The sequence below is a fragment of the Streptomyces sp. NPDC005303 genome, from assembly GCF_040607335.1.
GTDB lineage: Bacteria > Actinomycetota > Actinomycetes > Streptomycetales > Streptomycetaceae > Streptomyces.
On sequence record NZ_JBEXGM010000004.1, the window covers coordinates 154843 to 172381 of the forward strand.

Consider the following 17539-nt stretch of genomic DNA (forward strand, 5'->3'; position numbering starts at 1 on the left):
GTGGCCTGCGGTACGCCCGCCGTCGAAACGGCGCCCCCCGCACATCAGTAGGCCCCCTGGCCGTAGAGCACCGCGCGCAGCGTCTTCCACAAGATCACCGCGTCCAGGGCGAGCGACCAGTCCTCCACGTACCGCAGGTCGAGGCGGACGGCCTCTTCCCACGGCAGGTCGCTGCGTCCGCTGATCTGCCACAGGCCGGTGAGGCCGGGCTTGACCAGCAGTCGCCGCCGGATGTCCGGGCCGTACGCGGCGGACTCCTCCGGCAGCGGAGGGCGCGGACCGACGAGCGACATCGATCCGGTGAGTACGTTGAACAGCTGCGGGAGTTCGTCGAGCGAGTACCGGCGCAGCGCTGTTCCCACCCGGGTCACCCGCGGATCCCGGCGCATCTTGAACAGCAGCCCCGCGCCCTCGTTGCGGTCGGCCAACTCGGCACGTGCCAGGTCGGCCCCGACGACCATGGTGCGGAACTTGAGGATGGTGAACTCGCGGCCGTCCTTGCCGACCCTGCGCTGGCGGTAGAACGCCCCGCCCCGGCTGTCCGTCACCACGAGCAGTCCGACGAAGAGCATCAGCGGCGCGAACAGGATCAGCAGGATCGCCGAGCCCAGCCGGTCGGCGACCGCCTTGATCGCCCGGCGGCCCCCGGTGAACGTCGGCATGCTGACCCGCAGCAGCGGAATCCCGAGCACGGCGTCGACGTGCAGCCGCGGGCCGGCCACCTCCATCAGCACCGGGGCCACGACCATCTCGGCATCGCTGCCCTCGAGGTTCCAGGCCAGCCGCTGCAGCCGCTCCGGTGTCCAGTACGGATCCGGGGTGATCGCGACGACACGATAGCCGTCGTGTTCCACGTACTTGGCGACGTCCGTCAGCTGGCCGAGGACCGGCACTCCGTCCAGTTCGTCACCGTCGAGCCCGCGCCCGTCCGTCGTGCACACCCCGTCCACTCGCCATCCGAGGTGCGGGAACTTGCGGGTGCGGCTGATCAGGTCGCGCACGGTGGCCGGGCTCCCGGCAGCGAGCACCGGTCTCAGACACTGCCCTTCCTTGCGCTGTTTGTGCAGCCCGAGGCGGAGCAGATACCGCGCGGTCATGGTGACGAGCGCGATCGCGGGGATCGCGACGAAGATCCAGAGCTTGATGTTGCGCGAGGTGAGGGCGATCCCGCCGAGCGCCAGCACGACGGTCGCCGCGAACAGCGAGCGCCCCAGCCGACGGAATTCCTCGGCACCCTGGCCGAGAACGGCCGGAGCCCACGCCCGGCTCACCCCGAACGCTCCCAGCACCAGCAGCTCGGTGCCGAAGGCGAGGATTCCCCATTTCTCGTGCCAGTTGGCCGCGTCCCGGGCGCCGAAGAACTCGCCGATCGCCGCCACCACGAAGGCGGTGGTCACGGTGTCGCTGGTGATCACGGTACGGCGGTACCGCTGCTCCCAGTCGTTCGCCGACTGGCCTGTCGCCCCGTCCGTCAGCGCGTGCGCCGCCGGAAAGGGCTCGACTATTCCCCCATCCGGCACGGAAGCCCCCCGGTCCCCAGTGGTACGACGTGATTGCCAGACATCGTTCCTCCCCCCTCCGGGAGGCCCCCGCCTCCCGCACCGTTCCTCGCAGGCCCCGCCCTGCGCTGTTGCTCTCCGAGCAGGCCCCAGGTGACATGCCTAGGTCAACGTTGAGTAAAGAACTCGCCCAGGAAGCAGCAGACTTGTACGTTCCGCCAGACTCTCGAGCTGTTCGGGAACCCACTGAAACCTCGGATGCTCCCCGCACCCGAAGCCCCCCTCGGGTTCCAAGAGCCAACCACCCCCGAGACTGACGCCGAGACGTTTCTGCTCACTGGCCGCAGCGTCAGACCCATAGATCACTATTTGTCGCCCCGTGTCCCACCATGGGCAGCAAGGTCAATCTAGACCATCAAGACCCGTCTGCAAGGGGGCATGTGTGGAATATGTGCTTACGATTTGAAGATGAGGCACTGGAGTCGTCACCGCCGCACACGCTTCAGCCACCAAGGCGGTCCTCGTGACCTGCGAAGACAGCAGTCTCGGGTTGCAGGACGGTATCCCGCGGAGGGACCGCCGGGCGGCGCAGCCGATCAAGACGCCGCCGACGGAAGGCCAAAAAACGCCTCCTGCGAAACCGGCGCGCTGCCCTCGGCGTACGGAGTGGGGTGAGAACGGTGCAGAAGTGGACACGAACCGGCTCAGCCCGGCCAGAGGGCGGAAACCAGCCCCGACGTTCCCGCCAGTCCGGCCGAAGGCCGCCGGTCCGGCCGGCATCCCACCTCAACGACCGTGTGGTCATGCCGCTTTGGAGGCTGGGGCGATCGGCCCGTAGCGCCTCACGGTCGGCGTCACCGCTCACCGGCCCGCGCGGCGCCCCGCACAGGACGCCCCCGGTCACCTGACCTCCTTGTCTACACTCGCCCGTTCAGTGCAACTCGGCCTCCACCGGGTCGTCTTCGAGGAACCCGCCCGACTGGTGGTGCCACAGCTTCGCGTACGGGCCGTCCAGGGCGAGCAGTTCCTGGTGGCTGCCCTGCTCGACGATCCGCCCGCGGTCGAGGACGACGAGCTGGTCCATGCCCGCGACCGTACTCAGCCGGTGGGCCACCACGAGCGCGGTCCGCCCCTCCATGAGCCGCCACAGCGCCTCCTGGACCAGGATCTCGCTCTCCGAGTCCAGCGCGCTGGTCGCCTCGTCCAGGAGAAGGATCGGCGCGTCGCGCAGGATCGCCCGGGCGAGGGCGACGCGCTGGCGCTGCCCGCCGGACAGTTTGACGCCGCGCTCTCCCACGAGGGTGTCGAACCCCTCCGACAGCGCGTCGGCGAACTCCGTGACGTGGGCCGCCTCGGCGGCACGGCGGATCTCGGCGTCGGTGGCGTCCGGCCGGGCGAAGGCGATGTTGTCCCGCAGGGTCCGGTGGAACATGGCCGGGTCCTGCGGAACGTAGGCCATGAGACTGCGCAGGTCGCTCTGGCGGAGCCTGCTGATGTCCTGTCCGCCGACCAGGATCCGGCCGCCGTCGATGTCCTGCATCCGCAGCAGCAGCCGGGTCAGCGTGGTCTTGCCGCCGCCCGACCGGCCGACGAGCCCCACCTTCGTCCCACCGGGCACGACCAGGTCGAGCCCTTCAAAGAGCAACTCCGCACCCGCGTGGGCGAAGCTCACCTGCTCGAAGCGGACATCGGCCCTCCCGGGCAGCAGCGGCTCCGGGGACGGCGGGTCGAGCACGGTCGGCGGGGACAGGAGGAGCTCGGTGAACTGCGCGGCCTCCGTCATCGAGCTCTCCAGGCGACGGTAGATCTGGTTGAACTCGAACATGATCCGGGTCGCGTTGGAGTAGTAGGTGAAGGCGACGACGACCGCCTCGACGCCGTGCTCGCCCCCACCGAGGGCGACCGCGAGCAGCAGTCCGAGCGCGTTGGTCAGCACGGACATCGGCGCGACGAAGGTGTCGATGCGCAGATTGCCGTAGTCCCACGACCTGAGCGTGAGCCGGCGTGAGACCGCGACGCGGGAGCGGTGTTCGGCGGCCTCGCGCTCCTCGGCGCCGAAGGCCCGGACCGTGTCCATGTTCATCAGACTGTCAGCGACGTGCCCGGCCACCCGGGCGACGGCCGCCTCGCGCTCGGCGACCAGTTCCTGGCGGCGTCGGATGAGCGGCGCCGCACACAGCGCCGTCACCGCGATCATGACCAACAGCCCTACGACGAGCAGGGGTTCGTAGCGCCAGAGCACCACCGAGCCGAACAGCAGCGGCACGAGGCTGCCCACGATCTGGAACGCCAGGGTGTCGACGAACGGCTCGAAACGGGTGGCGAAGCTCAGGGCGCGTTTGGTCAGCGACCCGGCGAAGTTGTCGTGGAAGAACGAGGCGTCCTTGGCGAACAGTTCGTCCATCCCGATCACGTACAGGTGCTCGATGCCGAGGGCGTCGAGACGGTTGAGACAGTGCAGGGCGACCCGCCACAGCGCTTCCGCGAGCAGCAGGACACCGGCGAAACCCAGGACGTACGGCAGCGCCGAACCGACGGTGAACTCGTCGCCGTCGGCGATGTCGCCGGCGAGCTTCGCGACGATCAGGGGCGCGATGTAGTTGATGCCGGTGCTGCCCAGCGCGGACAGCAGCATGGCGGGCAGGGTCAGCCACCGCAGCCGGGCCAACTCCCGTCCGTAGTAGCGAAGTGCGAGGAGCACCGCGCCCTTGCGCGGTGTGGTCTTCGGTGCCTCAGGCGTCTGCATTATTACCCTGTGTGTCTGGGGGGTTGCGGTCCGAGTTCGGCAGTGTCCCGCGGCGACGGCCTCGCGGTCCACGCGTTTTTCGGCAGGTCGTCACCCTCGGGAACCGTCGCAACGACCGCCAAATCTGAAGCACCGCAAGGGGATTGACGTAGAAAGCGCTTGCAATCTACGGTCCCCCGAATGGGTATGCAGCGAAGATTCGGCTGGGCCTCGCTCGCCGCGGCGACCACCATGGCACTGGCGGCAGGAGTGACCGCGGCACCCGCCGCCCACTCCGCGGACGACCCCGTGCAGATCGTGGTCGACGGGAGTGACGTACGCGCCGACAACGTGAACGGCCTCACCTACAAGGGCCTCGGTCTGCTCAGCTGCAACAGCACGAGCAATCTGCTGATGGACTACAAGGCGGAGCACCCCGAGCGGTACTGGCAGCTCATCGGAGTGCTGTTCGGCGGGAGGAACCCGCTCATCAACCATGTCAAGATCGAGATGGGTTCGGACACCAACACGTCGACCGGTTCCGATCCGGCGACCATGCGCACGGCGGACGAACTCGCCGACGCGTCCCGCTCCCCCGGCTTCCAACTCGCCGCCGACGCCAAGACGGTGAACCCGGAGCTCAAGGTCTCGATCCTGCGCTGGGTCATGCCCCAGTGGGTCCAGAGCGAGTGGAACAAGGGCACCGGCACCGACGAGATGTACAAGTGGTACAAGGAGACGATCCTCGACGCGTACCAGAAGTACGGGTACATGGTCGACTACGTGAATCCGGACACCAACGAGACCACGAAACCCGACATCTCCTTCGTCAAGTGGTACAAGAACGCCCTGGTGAACGACACCGAATTCGCCGACCCACGCTATGGCCTGACGCCTCGTCAGCAGCAGGCCGCCGCGAAGGCGTACCACGCCATCAAGATCGTCGCCTCGGACGAGAACACCACGAAGAACATCGGCCCGGCGATGCTCACGGACACCGAACTCTTCGGCACGGTCGACGCGGTGGGCTACCACTACACCACCGAGGACCGACTCGACGGCACCCCCGACAGCGCCGGCTACCGGCCGTACACGAAGCTGGCGACCGGTGACAACGCCCGCGGCCAGGACAAGGAGGTCTGGTACAGCGAGGGCGTCGGATCCTTCGGCTGGACGGACTACCGGGTGGCCAACACCGAGGGCCCGGGCGGCGCGAGCACCGGGATCGGCGGTGTGCAGAGCGCCCTCGACATCGCCAACCGCTCCGTGAAGAGCTACGCCAACTCCAAGCGGACCCATTACATCTTCCAGCCGGCGATCGGGGCCTTCTACGAGGGCGCCCAGTACAGCCACAAGGAGCTGGTCAGCGCCCGCGACCCATGGTCCGGGAGCATCCACTACGACGCCGCCGTCTACGTGATGCAGCACTTCACCCAGTTCGCGAAGACCGGCTGGGAGAACGACACCGACACGGCCGGCATCTGGCGCACCGTGCCGGAGGCGAGCTACAGCGGGGTGAGCGGCACCGAGAACGTCGACGGCTCCAACGGCGCGCCCAGCTACATGACGCTCGCCGACCCGGAGAAAAAGGACTTCTCGACGATCGCCGTCAACGACAGTGACGCGACGAAGAGTTATCGCATCAAGGCCGAGAACATGGACCTGGGCGGCGATCCCACCATGGAGGTCTGGGAGACCCGCGCGGCGGACCCCGGCCAGGCCTACGACGCGAACTTCAAGCACCTCGCCGCCGAGATCCGCCCCGACGGCGACGGCTACTACACCTACCCGGTGAAGCCCCGCTCGATCGTCACGTTCACCACGCTGGACCGCAGCCGCGACAAGGCGACGAACCAGCGGCTGCCCTCCTCGTCGGCCCGCACGGTGCTCGACACCGACGCGACGGGCAAGAGGCACGACACCCACGACTCCGTCCTGTACGCCGACGACTTCGGGTACGACGAGGAGGGCCGGGTCGAGGTCGGCACCGGCAACGGCGCGCGCAAGGTGTCCCAGGCGTACCTCAAGTCCCGTGGCAACCAGCCCCGTTACCTGGTCGACCAGACCGGCGCGTGGGAGGTCGGCAAGGACGCCGACGGCGACAACGTGCTGTACCAGTACCTGGACCAGTCCATGAAGGACACCGGCGCCTGGAACCGGAACACCCCCAACACCACGGTGGGTGACTTCCGTTGGGAGAACTACCGGGCCTCGGTCGACGTGTCCTTCCCCGACCCGCAGGGCGGCCTCGCCACCCTCGGTGTACGCCAGCAGAAGGGCATGGCGGCGACGGACGCCGCGTACAGCGTCGGGATCGGCCCGTCCGGCGGCTGGACCCTGTACAGGTACGGCACGGCCGTCCGGACCGGTTCGGTCGCCGCGTCCGACCGCTACCGCCTCGCCGTCGAGGCCACGGGCGCGACCGTCACCGCGTACGTCGACGGACAGGCCGTCGCCACCTACCAGGACCCGGCGCCGGTGACCGAGGGGCGCGTCAAGCTCGGCACCGACTTCCACCGGACCGCGTTCGACAACCTGAAGGTCGAGAAGGTCGCCGGATACACCCCGTACGCCGACACGCTGACCGACAACATGGACGGCTCGGTCGGCTACGACGGCACCTGGAGCCGCAACGCCGCCCTCGGTGACGCGATGAACTGGTACCGGTCGACATCGACCAGCACCACCGCCGGCGCAACCGTGACCGTGCCCTTCCGCGGCACGGGCGTCGACGTCGTCGGCGGCAACGACGGCACTGCCGTCCTCGACGTCTCGGTGGACGGCCGGCCCGTCGCCCGGGATGCCAGGACCACCGCCACCGACAAGCGCCAGGCGACGTACTCGCTGCGAGGTCTGCCCGACGGCAGGCACACGGTGACGTTCACCCTGAAGTCGGGGAAGATCGTCCTCGACGCCTTCACCGCGCTCTCGGGCGACGTGGACGGGCGGGTCGACACCATGCCGGTCCGGGCAGCTCTCGACGCGGTGGGCTCCCCGGAACGGACCGACTACACGGCCGACTCCTGGGCCCTCTTCGCCGGCGCGCGCACGGCCGCCAGGGCCGCGGTGTCCGGGCAACGGGGCCTCGACACCCTCGGTGTCGAGCAGCTCGCGAGCAGGCTGGGCGACGCCTATGACGGGCTGGTGCGCAAGGAGGGCTGACCGAGCAGGCGGTCCTCGCACGGCGGCGTTCCGCGCGTCGCACGGTTCGACTTCGACGGTGACGTGATCGCGCCCTGATCGGGCCGTCCGGCCGGGTGCCCCGCCCCCGCCCGGAGCCCTCAGCCGAGACCGTCGCCACGAGCTCTCAGGGCCCCGCCCGGTCGGCCGCCCCGCTCCCGGTCGGCGTCCGGCTCGGCCGTCGGGGCCCTTCGCCGGGACCTGGGCAGCCCGGCCCGAGCGAGCCGTGCCACGCGACGCCAGTCGGCCGGCGCCCCGGTCACCGGCCTTCCGGCGCGATGGCGTGGCACATGGACCCGCAGCACTCCGGGAGCGGTCCGGCACACCACGGGAGTCGGCAGCACGACGTACTCTCCGTCGATGCCGACGGCGATGTCAGCGGTGTCCGCGTCCACGACGACCTCGTCGGCCCGCAGTCGCATGACAGCCCCGGAGCGGGCACCGCGCACCAGGCGAGCCGCCTGGGCCGTGTTGGCCACCCGCACGCCCAGCACACCGAGCAGCCCCGAGTCGAGCCGTTCACGGCGCCCGGGACGGGCCGCGTCGACCGCCCGCAGATAGGGGTTGTTGCTGACGAGCAGCGCTTGGAGCGCACCGACGTGCGTGGGGCCTGCCCGGATCCGCAGACCCGGGGCGTCCTCGCCGGTGAGGAGACCGGGGAGGGTCCGCAGTGTCGTGTGCAGTTTGGCGTCACGGTACGCGGGGTCGGCCACGACGGACGCGTACGTCCCGAAGGACGCGTTGTTGACGAAGACGCGGTCGGCGGCGAATCCGAGGTCCACGCGGAGTTCCACGCCGTCGGTGAGGGCCTGCAGGGCCGCCGCGGGATCGTCGCGGTCGAGGCCGAGATCGAGGGCGAAGTGGTTGCGGGTGCCCGCGGGGATCACGGCGAAGGGCACATCGTGGCGCGCCGCCACCTCGGCCACCAGGGCCTGGGTGCCGTCGCCACCGGCCACCCCGAGCAGATCGGCGCCCTCGGCCACGGCCTGCCGGGCGAGGCCCACCACGTCCTGGTGGCCGTCGAGCAGCACGACCCGGGCGCCCGCCGCCCGGGCCTTGTCCACCAGGCCGAAGCGTTCCACCTTGCCGCCGCCGGAACGCGGGTTCATCACGAGCCAGGGATCGTGCGGAGCTTCGACACGCTCGGCCACGGCACGCGGTGGCGCCAGGGCCGTGCGTGCCGAGACGACGGCCAGCATCCACAGGGCCAGGGACAGACAGGCCGGCCCCAGCATCCCCGACGCGCTGTACAGGGAGAGCACGGTGAGCGGCGCGGTCACCGACAGCACCAGCCCGAGGACACGCAAGGCGCCGGTGTGGGCCAGCGTCCACCACACCCCGACGGCGGCGAGCGCCAGCCCCGCGATGCCGACGAGGGCCCACAGCACACTGCGCAACCCGGCCAGGAGGAGCGGCACCAGGATGCTGCACAGGAGGGCCAGGAGAGCGAGACGGGCCCGCAGGACGCTGCCGGTCTGCGCACCGGAGCTCTGGTGCCGTCCCATCTCCTCGCCCTCCTCCCGGTGTAGTGCCGTTCCGCGGGCCGGGAGTGACAGACAGATCGTCAGATGTCGCGCCCGGGACTCTCGAACGGCTCGAAGGAGTCGTCACGCCGGACCGTGCACAGGGCCCAGATGACGAATGCCGAGAACGCGATCAGGACGACCGACCAGACCGGGTAGTACGGCAGGGACAGGAAGTTCGCGATGATGATGAGTCCGGCGATGGCCACCCCGGCCACCCGCGCCCAGGTCGCCGCGCGGAAGAGCCCGAGGCTCACGACCACGCCGAGCACTCCCAGGGCGAGGTGGATCCAGCCCCAGCTGGTCAGGTCGAACTCGAAGACGTAGTTGCGCGTCGTGACGAAGACGTCGTCCTCGGCGATGGCCATGATGCCCCGGAAGATGTCGAGCAGTCCGGCGAGCATCAGCATGACGCCCGCGAAGACCATCGTGCCGGCGGCCCAGTTCTGCTTGGCCGTGGACCGGTGGGTGGTGTGTGTGGCGGTCATCCTGACCCCTCGTTTCTTTCGGCTCTTTCGGCCGGTGTGCTCAGTGCCGGGACGTGGCGGCGGCGTCGGCGGATGTCCCGGAACCGTGTCCGCTCAGGACCAGTTCCTTCGCCCGGGCGAACTCCGCGTCCGTGATGTCGCCCTTGGCCCGGATCTCCGAGAGTTTGGCGAGTTCGTCGACGCTGGTGGTGCCACCGCCGTCCTTGGCGGTCTGCCGGATGTACGAGTCGAAGGCCTGCTGCTGTTCCCGTGCCTGCGCGACCTCGCGATGCCCCATGTTCCTGCCGCGGGCGATGACGTAGACGAAGACGCCCAGGAAGGGCAGGACGATCGTGAACACCAGCCAGCCGGCCTTGCCCCAGCCGCTCAGGGCGTCGTCGCGGAAGATGTCGACGACGACCCGGAAGAGCAGGACGAACCACATGATCCACAGGAAGAACCACAGCATGGACCAGAAGACGCTCAGCAGCGGATAGTCGTATGCGAGGTACGTGGACGCACTCATGTCACTCTCCTCCGTCCGGGGCCTTCGCCCGGCCGCCTGTCTGTGCCGCCCTCAGCGTGCCCACGGCAAGAGGCGGGCGACTTCACCCCGCGCGGGTGAGCGGGCGCCTCGGCCGGGTCTGTGAGCGGAGCGAGCAGTACCAGCGGGAACGGGCTCTACGTCTCAGCCGTCGGCCGCGGGCTCCTCGCGGTCCGTGATGGCCGACCTGCGCAGCGCGGCCCGCCAGGCGAGGGCAAGCACCAGCTCGAACAGGCCGAGCAGTACGAGCCACAGGCCGAGCAGCCGGGTCAGCGCACGGGCCGACTCGGCGGGCAGGGCCAGCACCACGATCCCGGCGACGATGCCGATCACCGCCGCGCCCACCACGAAGGCGCGGTGCGGCAGGTCCTCGACGGTGATCGCGGTGTAGAGGGTGAGGATCCCGGACACGAGCCAGACCACTCCGACGATCAGGGAGAGCGCTGCGATGGTCTGGAGCGGATTGCGCAGACACAGCACCCCGGCGAGGACGCAGAGCACGGCTGTGAGCAGACCGGGGAGCCGTTCGCCGGGCGTGCCCCGGGAGAAGACTGCGACGAACCGGAAAGCTCCGGTCACGAGCAGGTACAGGCCGATGAGGACGGCGAGGACGTGCAGGGTCTCGTCCGGCCAGACCAGCACGAGGACGCCCGGCACGAGCGTGGCGATCGCGGAACCCAGGATCCAGGTCCAGGAACGGCCGAGCCGCGCCAGTACGTCCGCGCCTACGGCCGTGCGGTCGGGGGCGCCGCCGTAGGGGCTGCGCTCGGCTGCTGTGGGCGGTGCCGATCCACGCGGCACGGTCATGGCTCCTCCTCGCACCGTCGGACGGGTCGTCTCCGTGGCGCCGGGGCGGTACGGAGCCCATCATGCGGCCCAGCGTCCCGCGCACCGTCCCCGGCCGCGTCACCCGTCACGGGTGACCCGCCGGGCCGGTCCGGTCCGGTCCAGGCCGTGCCGGTCCGGTCCGGTCCGGTGAGCTGGGAGCCGAGGTGGGCGGCGGTAGGCTCCGACGCCCTTGCCCGTGCGCCTCGTTCGAGTCGCGGCCACTTCAAGTCGCGGCCACTTCGAGTCGCGGCCACTTCAAGGCGGGCCAGGGGCGCGATTCGACCCGGTCGGGGCGGTAGGACGTCAGTCGGCCACGCGAGTACCGGAGTTGGCGCCCATCCGCTACGGCGGGATCCCCAAGTCGCCCCTCCGTCCGTGGCCTCGGGCGGACAACGCCCGCACACTCAGTCGGGCAACCGCCGCATCTCCACCACGTGCAGGCCCAGCGACTGGCAGCGGGCGAGCAGGCCGAACAACTGCGCCTCGTCGATGACGGAGCCGAACAGGACGGTCTGCCCGGACATGACCACGCGTTCCAGTTCGGGAAAGGCTTCGGCCAGTATGTCCGACATGTGTCCGTCGACTCGGATCTCATAGCGCATGGGCTGTACTCCCGAGGGCTGCCGGGAAGGCGGTCTGTGCCCTGTCCTGCGATGGTCCGCTCGGAGAGTGCCCGGTGGCCTCACCCGGCGAAGGTGATCCGCCGTCCGGCGGCTCCGGCGATCTGGGTCAGTGCTTCAGGAACACCTTGAAGGAGATGATCAGCAGACCGAGCAGAAGGTTGACCGAGGCGGTGGCGGCGACCAGCCGCCAGGTGGCGTGGGCACTACGGGCCGCGGCCACGGACCACACCACCTGCCCGGCCACCGCGACGGACAACGCCAGCCACAGGGCACCCTGCACGTCCAGGCCCAGCAGCGGGCTGACGGCCACCGCCACAGCCGGCGGTACGGCGGCCTTGACGATCGGCCACTCCTCCCGACAGGCGTGGAAGACGACCCGGCGGTCGAGCGGTTCCTGTGCCAGGCGCGCGCCGAACAGCTGGGCGTGCACATGGGCGATCCAGAACGCCACACCGGTGAGCAGCAACAGCGCCACCAGCTCCAGGCGTGGGAACGAGCCCAGGGTGCCGGCGCCGATCACCACGGAGGCCGCGAGCATGGATCCGTAGACGCCGCCGGTGTAGTCGGCGCGGGACCGGCACTCGCTGCCGGTCCCACCAACCGTCGTGTGGTCGGTCGTGGACATCGGTGCTCCCTGTGGGTCAGCGGGTCGGTCCGGCCGACGGGGCCGACGCCGCCGTCTCCCCCAGGCCCCGGTACGGCTCTTGCGGCCGCCTCGTGGGGACCACCTCGCCAGGTCGGTTCGCGCAGCGGCGCTGGCGGCGGCCGCTGCTCCCATGGGAGCGCTGCAGGGGCGTCCGGTGCCTCACCCGCCGTGGGGGACCTGGCGTGTGCTCACAGGAGCCGCAGGTCCCGTGCGCGGTGCACCGCCTCGCTGCGGCGGTTCACCGCCAGCTTCCGGTACAGGCTCTTGAGGTGGGTCTTCACGGTGTTCACCGAGAGGTACAGGTCGACGGCGATCTCCTGCGTCGACATCATCTGCGCCAGCCGTTGCAGGACGTCGCGTTCGCGCTCGCTCAGTTCCTCCACGACGATCGGTGCGGGGCGCGGGGCGGTCGCCTCCGGTCCGTCGCCGGGTGCGGGGCCGGGCATCAGCCATCCGGAGGCCAGCGATCGCAGGGGTGCAGCGGCCAGAAGCGGCCTGATCCAGCGCCCGGCGTCGAGGAAGGGGCGGCGCAGTCGTTCGCGCCGGGCGAGGAGGAGGGCCTGCGCGACGAACCTGCGGGCTGTCTCGGGGTCACCCGCCAGCTGAGCGGCCTGAGCTCTCACCAGCGCCGCCCGCACGGTCACCGCGGGTCCGGGCCGATTGTCGGCGGGCATGCTGTCGAGGAGGTCGATCGCGTCACCCGGTCTGCCCGCCGCGAGCTGGATGCGCGCGGCTTCCACCGCCCACGCCGGCTGGTCGCCCGGCAGGTGCCGGACCACTTCGGCGGCTGTCTCGGACCGTCCTTCGGCCAGATGGACGGTGGAGGTGACCAGGCATTCCAGGCTGTCCGCCCACGGTGAGGCCACGGCGGTGGACAGGGCCGGGGTCGCCGACTCCATGGCCGCTCGCGCGTTGCCCCGTGCCAGGTGGAGCCGGGCCGTGGCGATCGCCCGCCCGGCGGCCTTCACCGGGTCCTGGGTGTCGAGGTCGAGCTCCTCGGCCTCGTCGAGGAGGGCCTGGGCCCGGCCCAGTTCGTGGCGGTCGACCGCCACGGCGGCCAGCACCAGCCGTTCGATGCCGGAACCGGAGGGCTGCGGAAGGTTGAACCGCTCGGTCTCCGTCATCGCCGCGAGGGCCTGGTCCTCGGCTCTGCCGGGCCAGCCGTTCAGGTAGTCGATCAGTGCCAGGTGGCCCATCGACTCCTCTCGGGGCAGGACCGTCAGGATGCCGCCGGGACAGTCGGCCGCCTCGGACAGAGCGGCGCGCGCGTCCTCGTAGCGTCCGGCCCACAGGCGCGTGGAGCCCAGATGGGTCAGCAGGAGGGCGGAAAGTTCGGGGTGTTTGTCCAGGAGGTGCGAGGGGACCTCCTGCCGTACCTCGTCGGCGGTCTCTGCGGCCTGTTCGGCCCGTGCGGGAGAGCCGGTCAGCCTGGCGGCCAACGCCTCCAGGAAGGCCCAGCTCAGGTGGGCGGCCGCCGGATCCTCCTCGTCGACCGACAGCCATGCCTCGGCGTGGTGCAGGTGGGCCACACCGTGGTCGAGGTCGTTGTGGGCGAGGTCGCGAGCCGCCCGGACGAGCTCGGTCGCCGGGCCCTTGGCCTCGGGCCCCATCCGGGAGAACAGCTCGTTCAGGTCGTCGGAGCGCAGACCGGTGAAGAACTCTCCGATCGCGAGGTCGTCGACGACAGCGGCGGCGGTGAAGTCCCAGTCGGCGGCGGCGGCTCCGTGGGCGAGTGCCTCCGGGAGGGCGCCCCGGCGCCGCATCCACTGGGCCGCCGCTCGGTGCAGATCGGGTTCGAGGCCGGGGTGGCGTACCCGCAGATGGGTCTGGAGTATCTCCCCGAACAGCGGGTGCAGGCGGTACCACCCCTGTCCCAGCTGTTCGACGAAGGCGTTGTCCCGGTGCAGGTCGGCCAGGATGAGGCCGGCGTCGGTCCGGTGGGTCAGCCCGTTCACCAGGTCGGGACAGAAGCGGTCCAGGACGCTGACGCGCAACAGCAGGTCCTGCGTCTCAGGGGGCTGGCGTCGGAGGACCTCCGCCAGCAGGAAGTCGGCGACCGTGCTGTGGTCGGCCTCGAACTCCTTGAGGTACGTCTCCGGGTCCGGGCTCTCCTGCGCGGCCAGGGCGCACAGCCGCAGACCGGCGGCCCAGCCGCGGGTGCGCTCCACGAGGGCGCGGACCGCGTCGGCGGGCAGGCTGAGACCGTGCAGTTCCAGCAGCGCCGCGGCCTCCTCGGGGTCAAGGGCGAGCTCGGCGTCACGGATCTCCGTCAGAGTCCCGGCCGCTCGGTACCGGTGCAGGGAGAACATCGGTTCGTTGCGGGTGACGAGGACCAGACGCAGCCCGGAACCGGCGTGCTGCAGCACGAACTCCAGCTGCTCCGCCACCTCGGACGCGCTCACCCGGTCGAACTCGTCGAGCACGACGACCGGGGCGGGGTCGCGACCGACCAGGTCCTCGGCGATCTCGGAGAGCACCTTGTGGCTCACCCGGCTCGGGTCGACCGGGCAGTGGACCCGGTCCAACAGCGGGGTGCCGGAGATGCTGAGAGCCTGGAGGAAGTACGCCCAGAACGTGCCCGGGCGCTGTTCCTCCGCCTCGACGGTGAGCCAGGCGACGGGCCGGTCGAGGCTCGCGGTCCAGTCGGCGACCAACAGGGTCTTTCCCGCGCCGGCCGAGCCGTTGACCATGGTCAGCGGTGTCCGGAGTCCCTCGTCCAGGTGCTGGGTCAGGCGTCGGCGGGGCAGGAAGGTGGCGGGCCGCGACGGCACCGCGAATCGCGTACGCAAGAACGGATCCCCGAGCGGATCGACACGGCCTCCGGCCGTGACCGCGGTGTGCCTGTCGCCTGTGACCACGGCACTCACCACCATGTCTCGTCAGGTCATGGGCAGCGCTCCCCCCTTAACTCAGCTTTACATGCTTCCCGAACATTCACCTGACGCAGAGGGCAAACCTGTCCCTCCAGAGAGACCGGATCGCCCTGCGGGGGGCCGATGGGCCCCCTTTCCGCGCACTCGCGTACGTCAGCATCTCGTCGAAGGCGTACCGGGCCCGCCCGAGCCGCCCCGCGTCTCCCGGATCCCCTCGTCGGGCTGGTCCAGGCACAGGCGGCCGAGGAAGGCGGGGAGATTCCGCCGTACGACGGCGAAAAAGGGCCTCGCGAGCTGTTGCCCGCGAGGCCCTTCGTACTGTCGGGACGACAGGATTTGAACCTGCGACCCCTTGACCCCCAGTCAAGTGCGCTACCAAGCTGCGCCACGTCCCGGCCGCGATTTCCACGGGTGTTCCGTGTGATCGCGCAGGTAAACCCTACCTCACGCCCACGGCCGGACCGACTGGCTGGACGTCGGCCCCGGGTGGCGACGGTCTCGCGGACATCCGTGGTCCCCGCGACGATCCGCCGCGCGGGCGGCCGTTCAAGTGTCAACAATCTCGTCGGCATCTTGGGATCAGCTGGGAAAGCGCAGCTCAGGCCACCGGCGGCGTCCCGTGTGTATGGAACGACTCGATGGTCTTCAGACCCCAGGCCTGCCCCTTCTTCCGCTCCTCCTCGGTCCAGGTCACGAGCGGCCAGTCGGGCGCGAGCACCAGTCGGGTGAGCGGGTTGCACAGCTCGATACGGTTGCCGCCGGGTTCGTAGACGTAGAGGAAGAACGTCTGCTGGATGGCGTGCTTGTGCGGGCCGGTCTCGATGAACACGCCCGTGTCGATGGCGAGATCGGCCGCGCGCAGGACGTCCTCGCGGGTGTCGGTCGCGAAGGCGATGTGGTGCAGCCGTCCCGCACTGCCGGTCCAGTCCGAGGTGTAGACGACGTCGTACGACTTGTTCGTGTACGTCAGCCAGCGCGCCGCGATCTTCCCGCTGTCCAGCCGGATCTGCTCGGTGGGCCGGGCGCCGAGCACGTTCTGCTGGAACTCGGCGTTCGCGAGCACGTCGGCGGCGAGGAAGTTGATGTGGTCCAACCGCCGTACGCCGACTCCCCTGTTGGGCTTGGCCTGCGGCTGGTTCTTCAGCGCGGGCCGCAACTCGTCGGGGGCCCGGTAGTGCTCGCTCTCCCAGTAGAGGGCGTGCTCGTGGCCGTCCGGGTCGGTGGTGACGTAGAGCTTGCCGAGACCGGGTTCGTCCTCGACCCAGGTGCCGGTGCCGCCGGCCTCCTCAACTGCCTTGATCCGGCGGTGAAGTGCCTCCTCGCTGGAGGTGCGCAGGGCGAGCCGGCCGAGGCCGGGCTGTTCGCGTGCGGTGAGGACCAGGCTGTGGTGCTCGTAGTCGTCGTAGGTCCGCAACCAGACCGTGTCGCCGTCCTGGCCGTTGACCGTCAGGCCGAGGAAGTCGGTGAAGAAGGCGACACTGGCGTCCAGGTCCGGCGTGAAGAGCTGGGTGTGGCCGATGTGGGCGATGTCGCCGAGCGGCGGAGTCATCAGCGACCTCCTGTGGGTCGGTCGGTGGCCCGGGGGAAGACGGTGCCGTCGAAGATCTTGCGGGCCGTGCGGACCACGGCGGTGCGGCGGACGGAGGGCGAACCGTCGGGGGTGGCGACCACGCTGCTCTCGATGTCCAGGAATCCCGTGGGGTGTTCTATCCGGACGCGGTCGCTTCCGGGGTCGATCACGGCGAGCCCGGCGCCCACACCCCCGTTGATCCGCAGGCCCGCGGCCACACTCGCGGCGCCGAGGACGCCGATGGAGGTGTGGCAGCGCACCGGGATGAAGGTGCGAGTGGTGACCGCGCCGCCGTCGCACGGTGGGGCGAGCAGCGTGAGCTTGGGCACGGGGGCGTCGGACACGTCACCGAGGCCCATCAGCCGGCCCGCCGCCAACCGGATGGTGCGCAGGCGGTCGGCCAGGGCCACGTCCTCCTCCAGGTCCCGGGGCAGCTCGTAGCCGGTCACCTTGAGGGAGGTCGCCGGGATGAGGACAGTCGGCATGCCGTTGTTCACGCAGGTCACCTCGACGCCGTCGATGACGTCGACGGCGTTGCCGGTGGGGAGCAACTCCCCGGCGCCCGGCGGGAACTCGATCACCACGGGCGCGGCCGTGCCCGGCACGCCCGAGATCTCCGCGTCCCCGGTGTAGTCGACGCGGCCGCCCGGGGTCGGGAAGGTCGCCGTGGCACGGTCGCCGGAGTTGACCATGCGGATCCTGACGGAGGTCCGTCGCTCCCCCGCCGGGACGAGTCCGCGCTCCACGGCGAACGGGCCGACACCGGCGAGGATGTTTCCGCAGTTCTGACGGTCACTCACCTCCGGGCGGCCGAGCGCGACTTGGAGGAAGAGGTAGTCGACATCGGCCTCTGGGTCGGCGGACGGTGAGATCACGGCGACCTTGCTGGTGAGGGGGTGCGCGCCACCCAGTCCGTCGATCTGCCGCTCGTCCGGGCTGCCCATGATGCGCAGCAACAGGCCGTCGCGCAGGGCGGGTTCGGCGGGTAGGTCGTCGGCGAGGAAGTAGGCGCCCTTGGAGGTGCCGCCCCGCATCAGCATGCAGGGCACCTCCTCGGGCAG

At 70.3% G+C, this 17539-nt stretch carries 12 protein-coding genes and 1 tRNA gene; 1 reads left to right on the plus strand and 12 read right to left on the minus strand.

Translation table 11 applies throughout. The features are described 5' to 3' along the window. Positions 1–44: 44 nt before the first annotated feature. Together ABZT93_RS08850 and ABZT93_RS08855 are read right to left on the minus strand one after the other, a co-directional pair. Positions 45–1415, minus strand: a complete 1371-nt coding sequence (locus tag ABZT93_RS08850) for a sugar transferase (RefSeq protein WP_356101467.1) — start codon at positions 1413–1415, stop codon at positions 45–47. A gap of 1015 nt (positions 1416–2430) precedes the next feature. Beyond that, on the minus strand, positions 2431–4245 hold the full coding sequence (locus ABZT93_RS08855; RefSeq protein ID WP_356101013.1) for an ABC transporter ATP-binding protein: 1815 nt from the start codon (positions 4243–4245) through the stop codon (positions 2431–2433). Between the two features lie 180 nt (positions 4246–4425). On the opposite strand from ABZT93_RS08855, the gene ABZT93_RS08860 reads away from it, so the two are divergent. Then, entirely contained in the window at positions 4426–7386 is a 2961-nt protein-coding gene (locus tag ABZT93_RS08860) for a GH59 galactosidase (protein WP_356101015.1), read from the plus strand. Between the two features lie 119 nt (positions 7387–7505). Here the strand turns inward: ABZT93_RS08860 and ABZT93_RS08865 are convergent, their stop codons facing one another. The 10 genes from ABZT93_RS08865 to ABZT93_RS08910 form a co-directional block, all read right to left on the minus strand. Further along, positions 7506–8909 (minus strand): diacylglycerol kinase family protein, encoded by a 1404-nt coding sequence (locus ABZT93_RS08865; protein WP_356101017.1) that lies wholly within the window; start codon positions 8907–8909, stop codon positions 7506–7508. A 59-nt stretch (positions 8910–8968) separates the two neighbouring features. Next, complete coding sequence (locus ABZT93_RS08870; RefSeq protein ID WP_356101019.1) at positions 8969–9415, minus strand: hypothetical protein; 447 nt, start codon at positions 9413–9415, stop codon at positions 8969–8971. A gap of 40 nt (positions 9416–9455) precedes the next feature. Continuing rightward, positions 9456–9920 (minus strand): SHOCT domain-containing protein, encoded by a 465-nt coding sequence (locus tag ABZT93_RS08875; protein ID WP_356101021.1) that lies wholly within the window; start codon positions 9918–9920, stop codon positions 9456–9458. Positions 9921–10082: 162 nt separating this feature from the next. After that, on the minus strand, positions 10083–10745 hold the full coding sequence (locus ABZT93_RS08880) for an HdeD family acid-resistance protein (RefSeq protein WP_356101023.1): 663 nt from the start codon (positions 10743–10745) through the stop codon (positions 10083–10085). A gap of 425 nt (positions 10746–11170) precedes the next feature. Then, positions 11171–11368 (minus strand): hypothetical protein, encoded by a 198-nt coding sequence (locus ABZT93_RS08885; protein ID WP_356101025.1) that lies wholly within the window; start codon positions 11366–11368, stop codon positions 11171–11173. A gap of 127 nt (positions 11369–11495) precedes the next feature. Next, positions 11496–12014 carry a hypothetical protein gene (locus ABZT93_RS08890; protein ID WP_356101027.1) on the minus strand — a complete coding sequence of 173 codons (519 nt, stop codon included), beginning with the start codon at positions 12012–12014 and terminating at the stop codon, positions 11496–11498. A 209-nt stretch (positions 12015–12223) separates the two neighbouring features. Further along, positions 12224–14908, minus strand: a complete 2685-nt coding sequence (locus tag ABZT93_RS08895; protein ID WP_356101029.1) for a LuxR C-terminal-related transcriptional regulator — start codon at positions 14906–14908, stop codon at positions 12224–12226. 321 nt (positions 14909–15229) lie between these two features. Further along, positions 15230–15303: transfer RNA gene (locus tag ABZT93_RS08900), tRNA-Pro, on the minus strand. 203 nt (positions 15304–15506) lie between these two features. Then, positions 15507–16457: a catechol 2,3-dioxygenase gene (locus tag ABZT93_RS08905; RefSeq protein ID WP_356101031.1), complete on the minus strand. Its 951-nt coding sequence runs from the start codon at positions 16455–16457 to the stop codon at positions 15507–15509. Then, positions 16457–17518 (minus strand): 4-oxalomesaconate tautomerase, encoded by a 1062-nt coding sequence (locus ABZT93_RS08910; RefSeq protein WP_356101470.1) that lies wholly within the window; start codon positions 17516–17518, stop codon positions 16457–16459. Before ABZT93_RS08910 ends, ABZT93_RS08905 begins: the two co-directional genes overlap by 1 nt. Positions 17519–17539 lie beyond the last annotated feature (21 nt).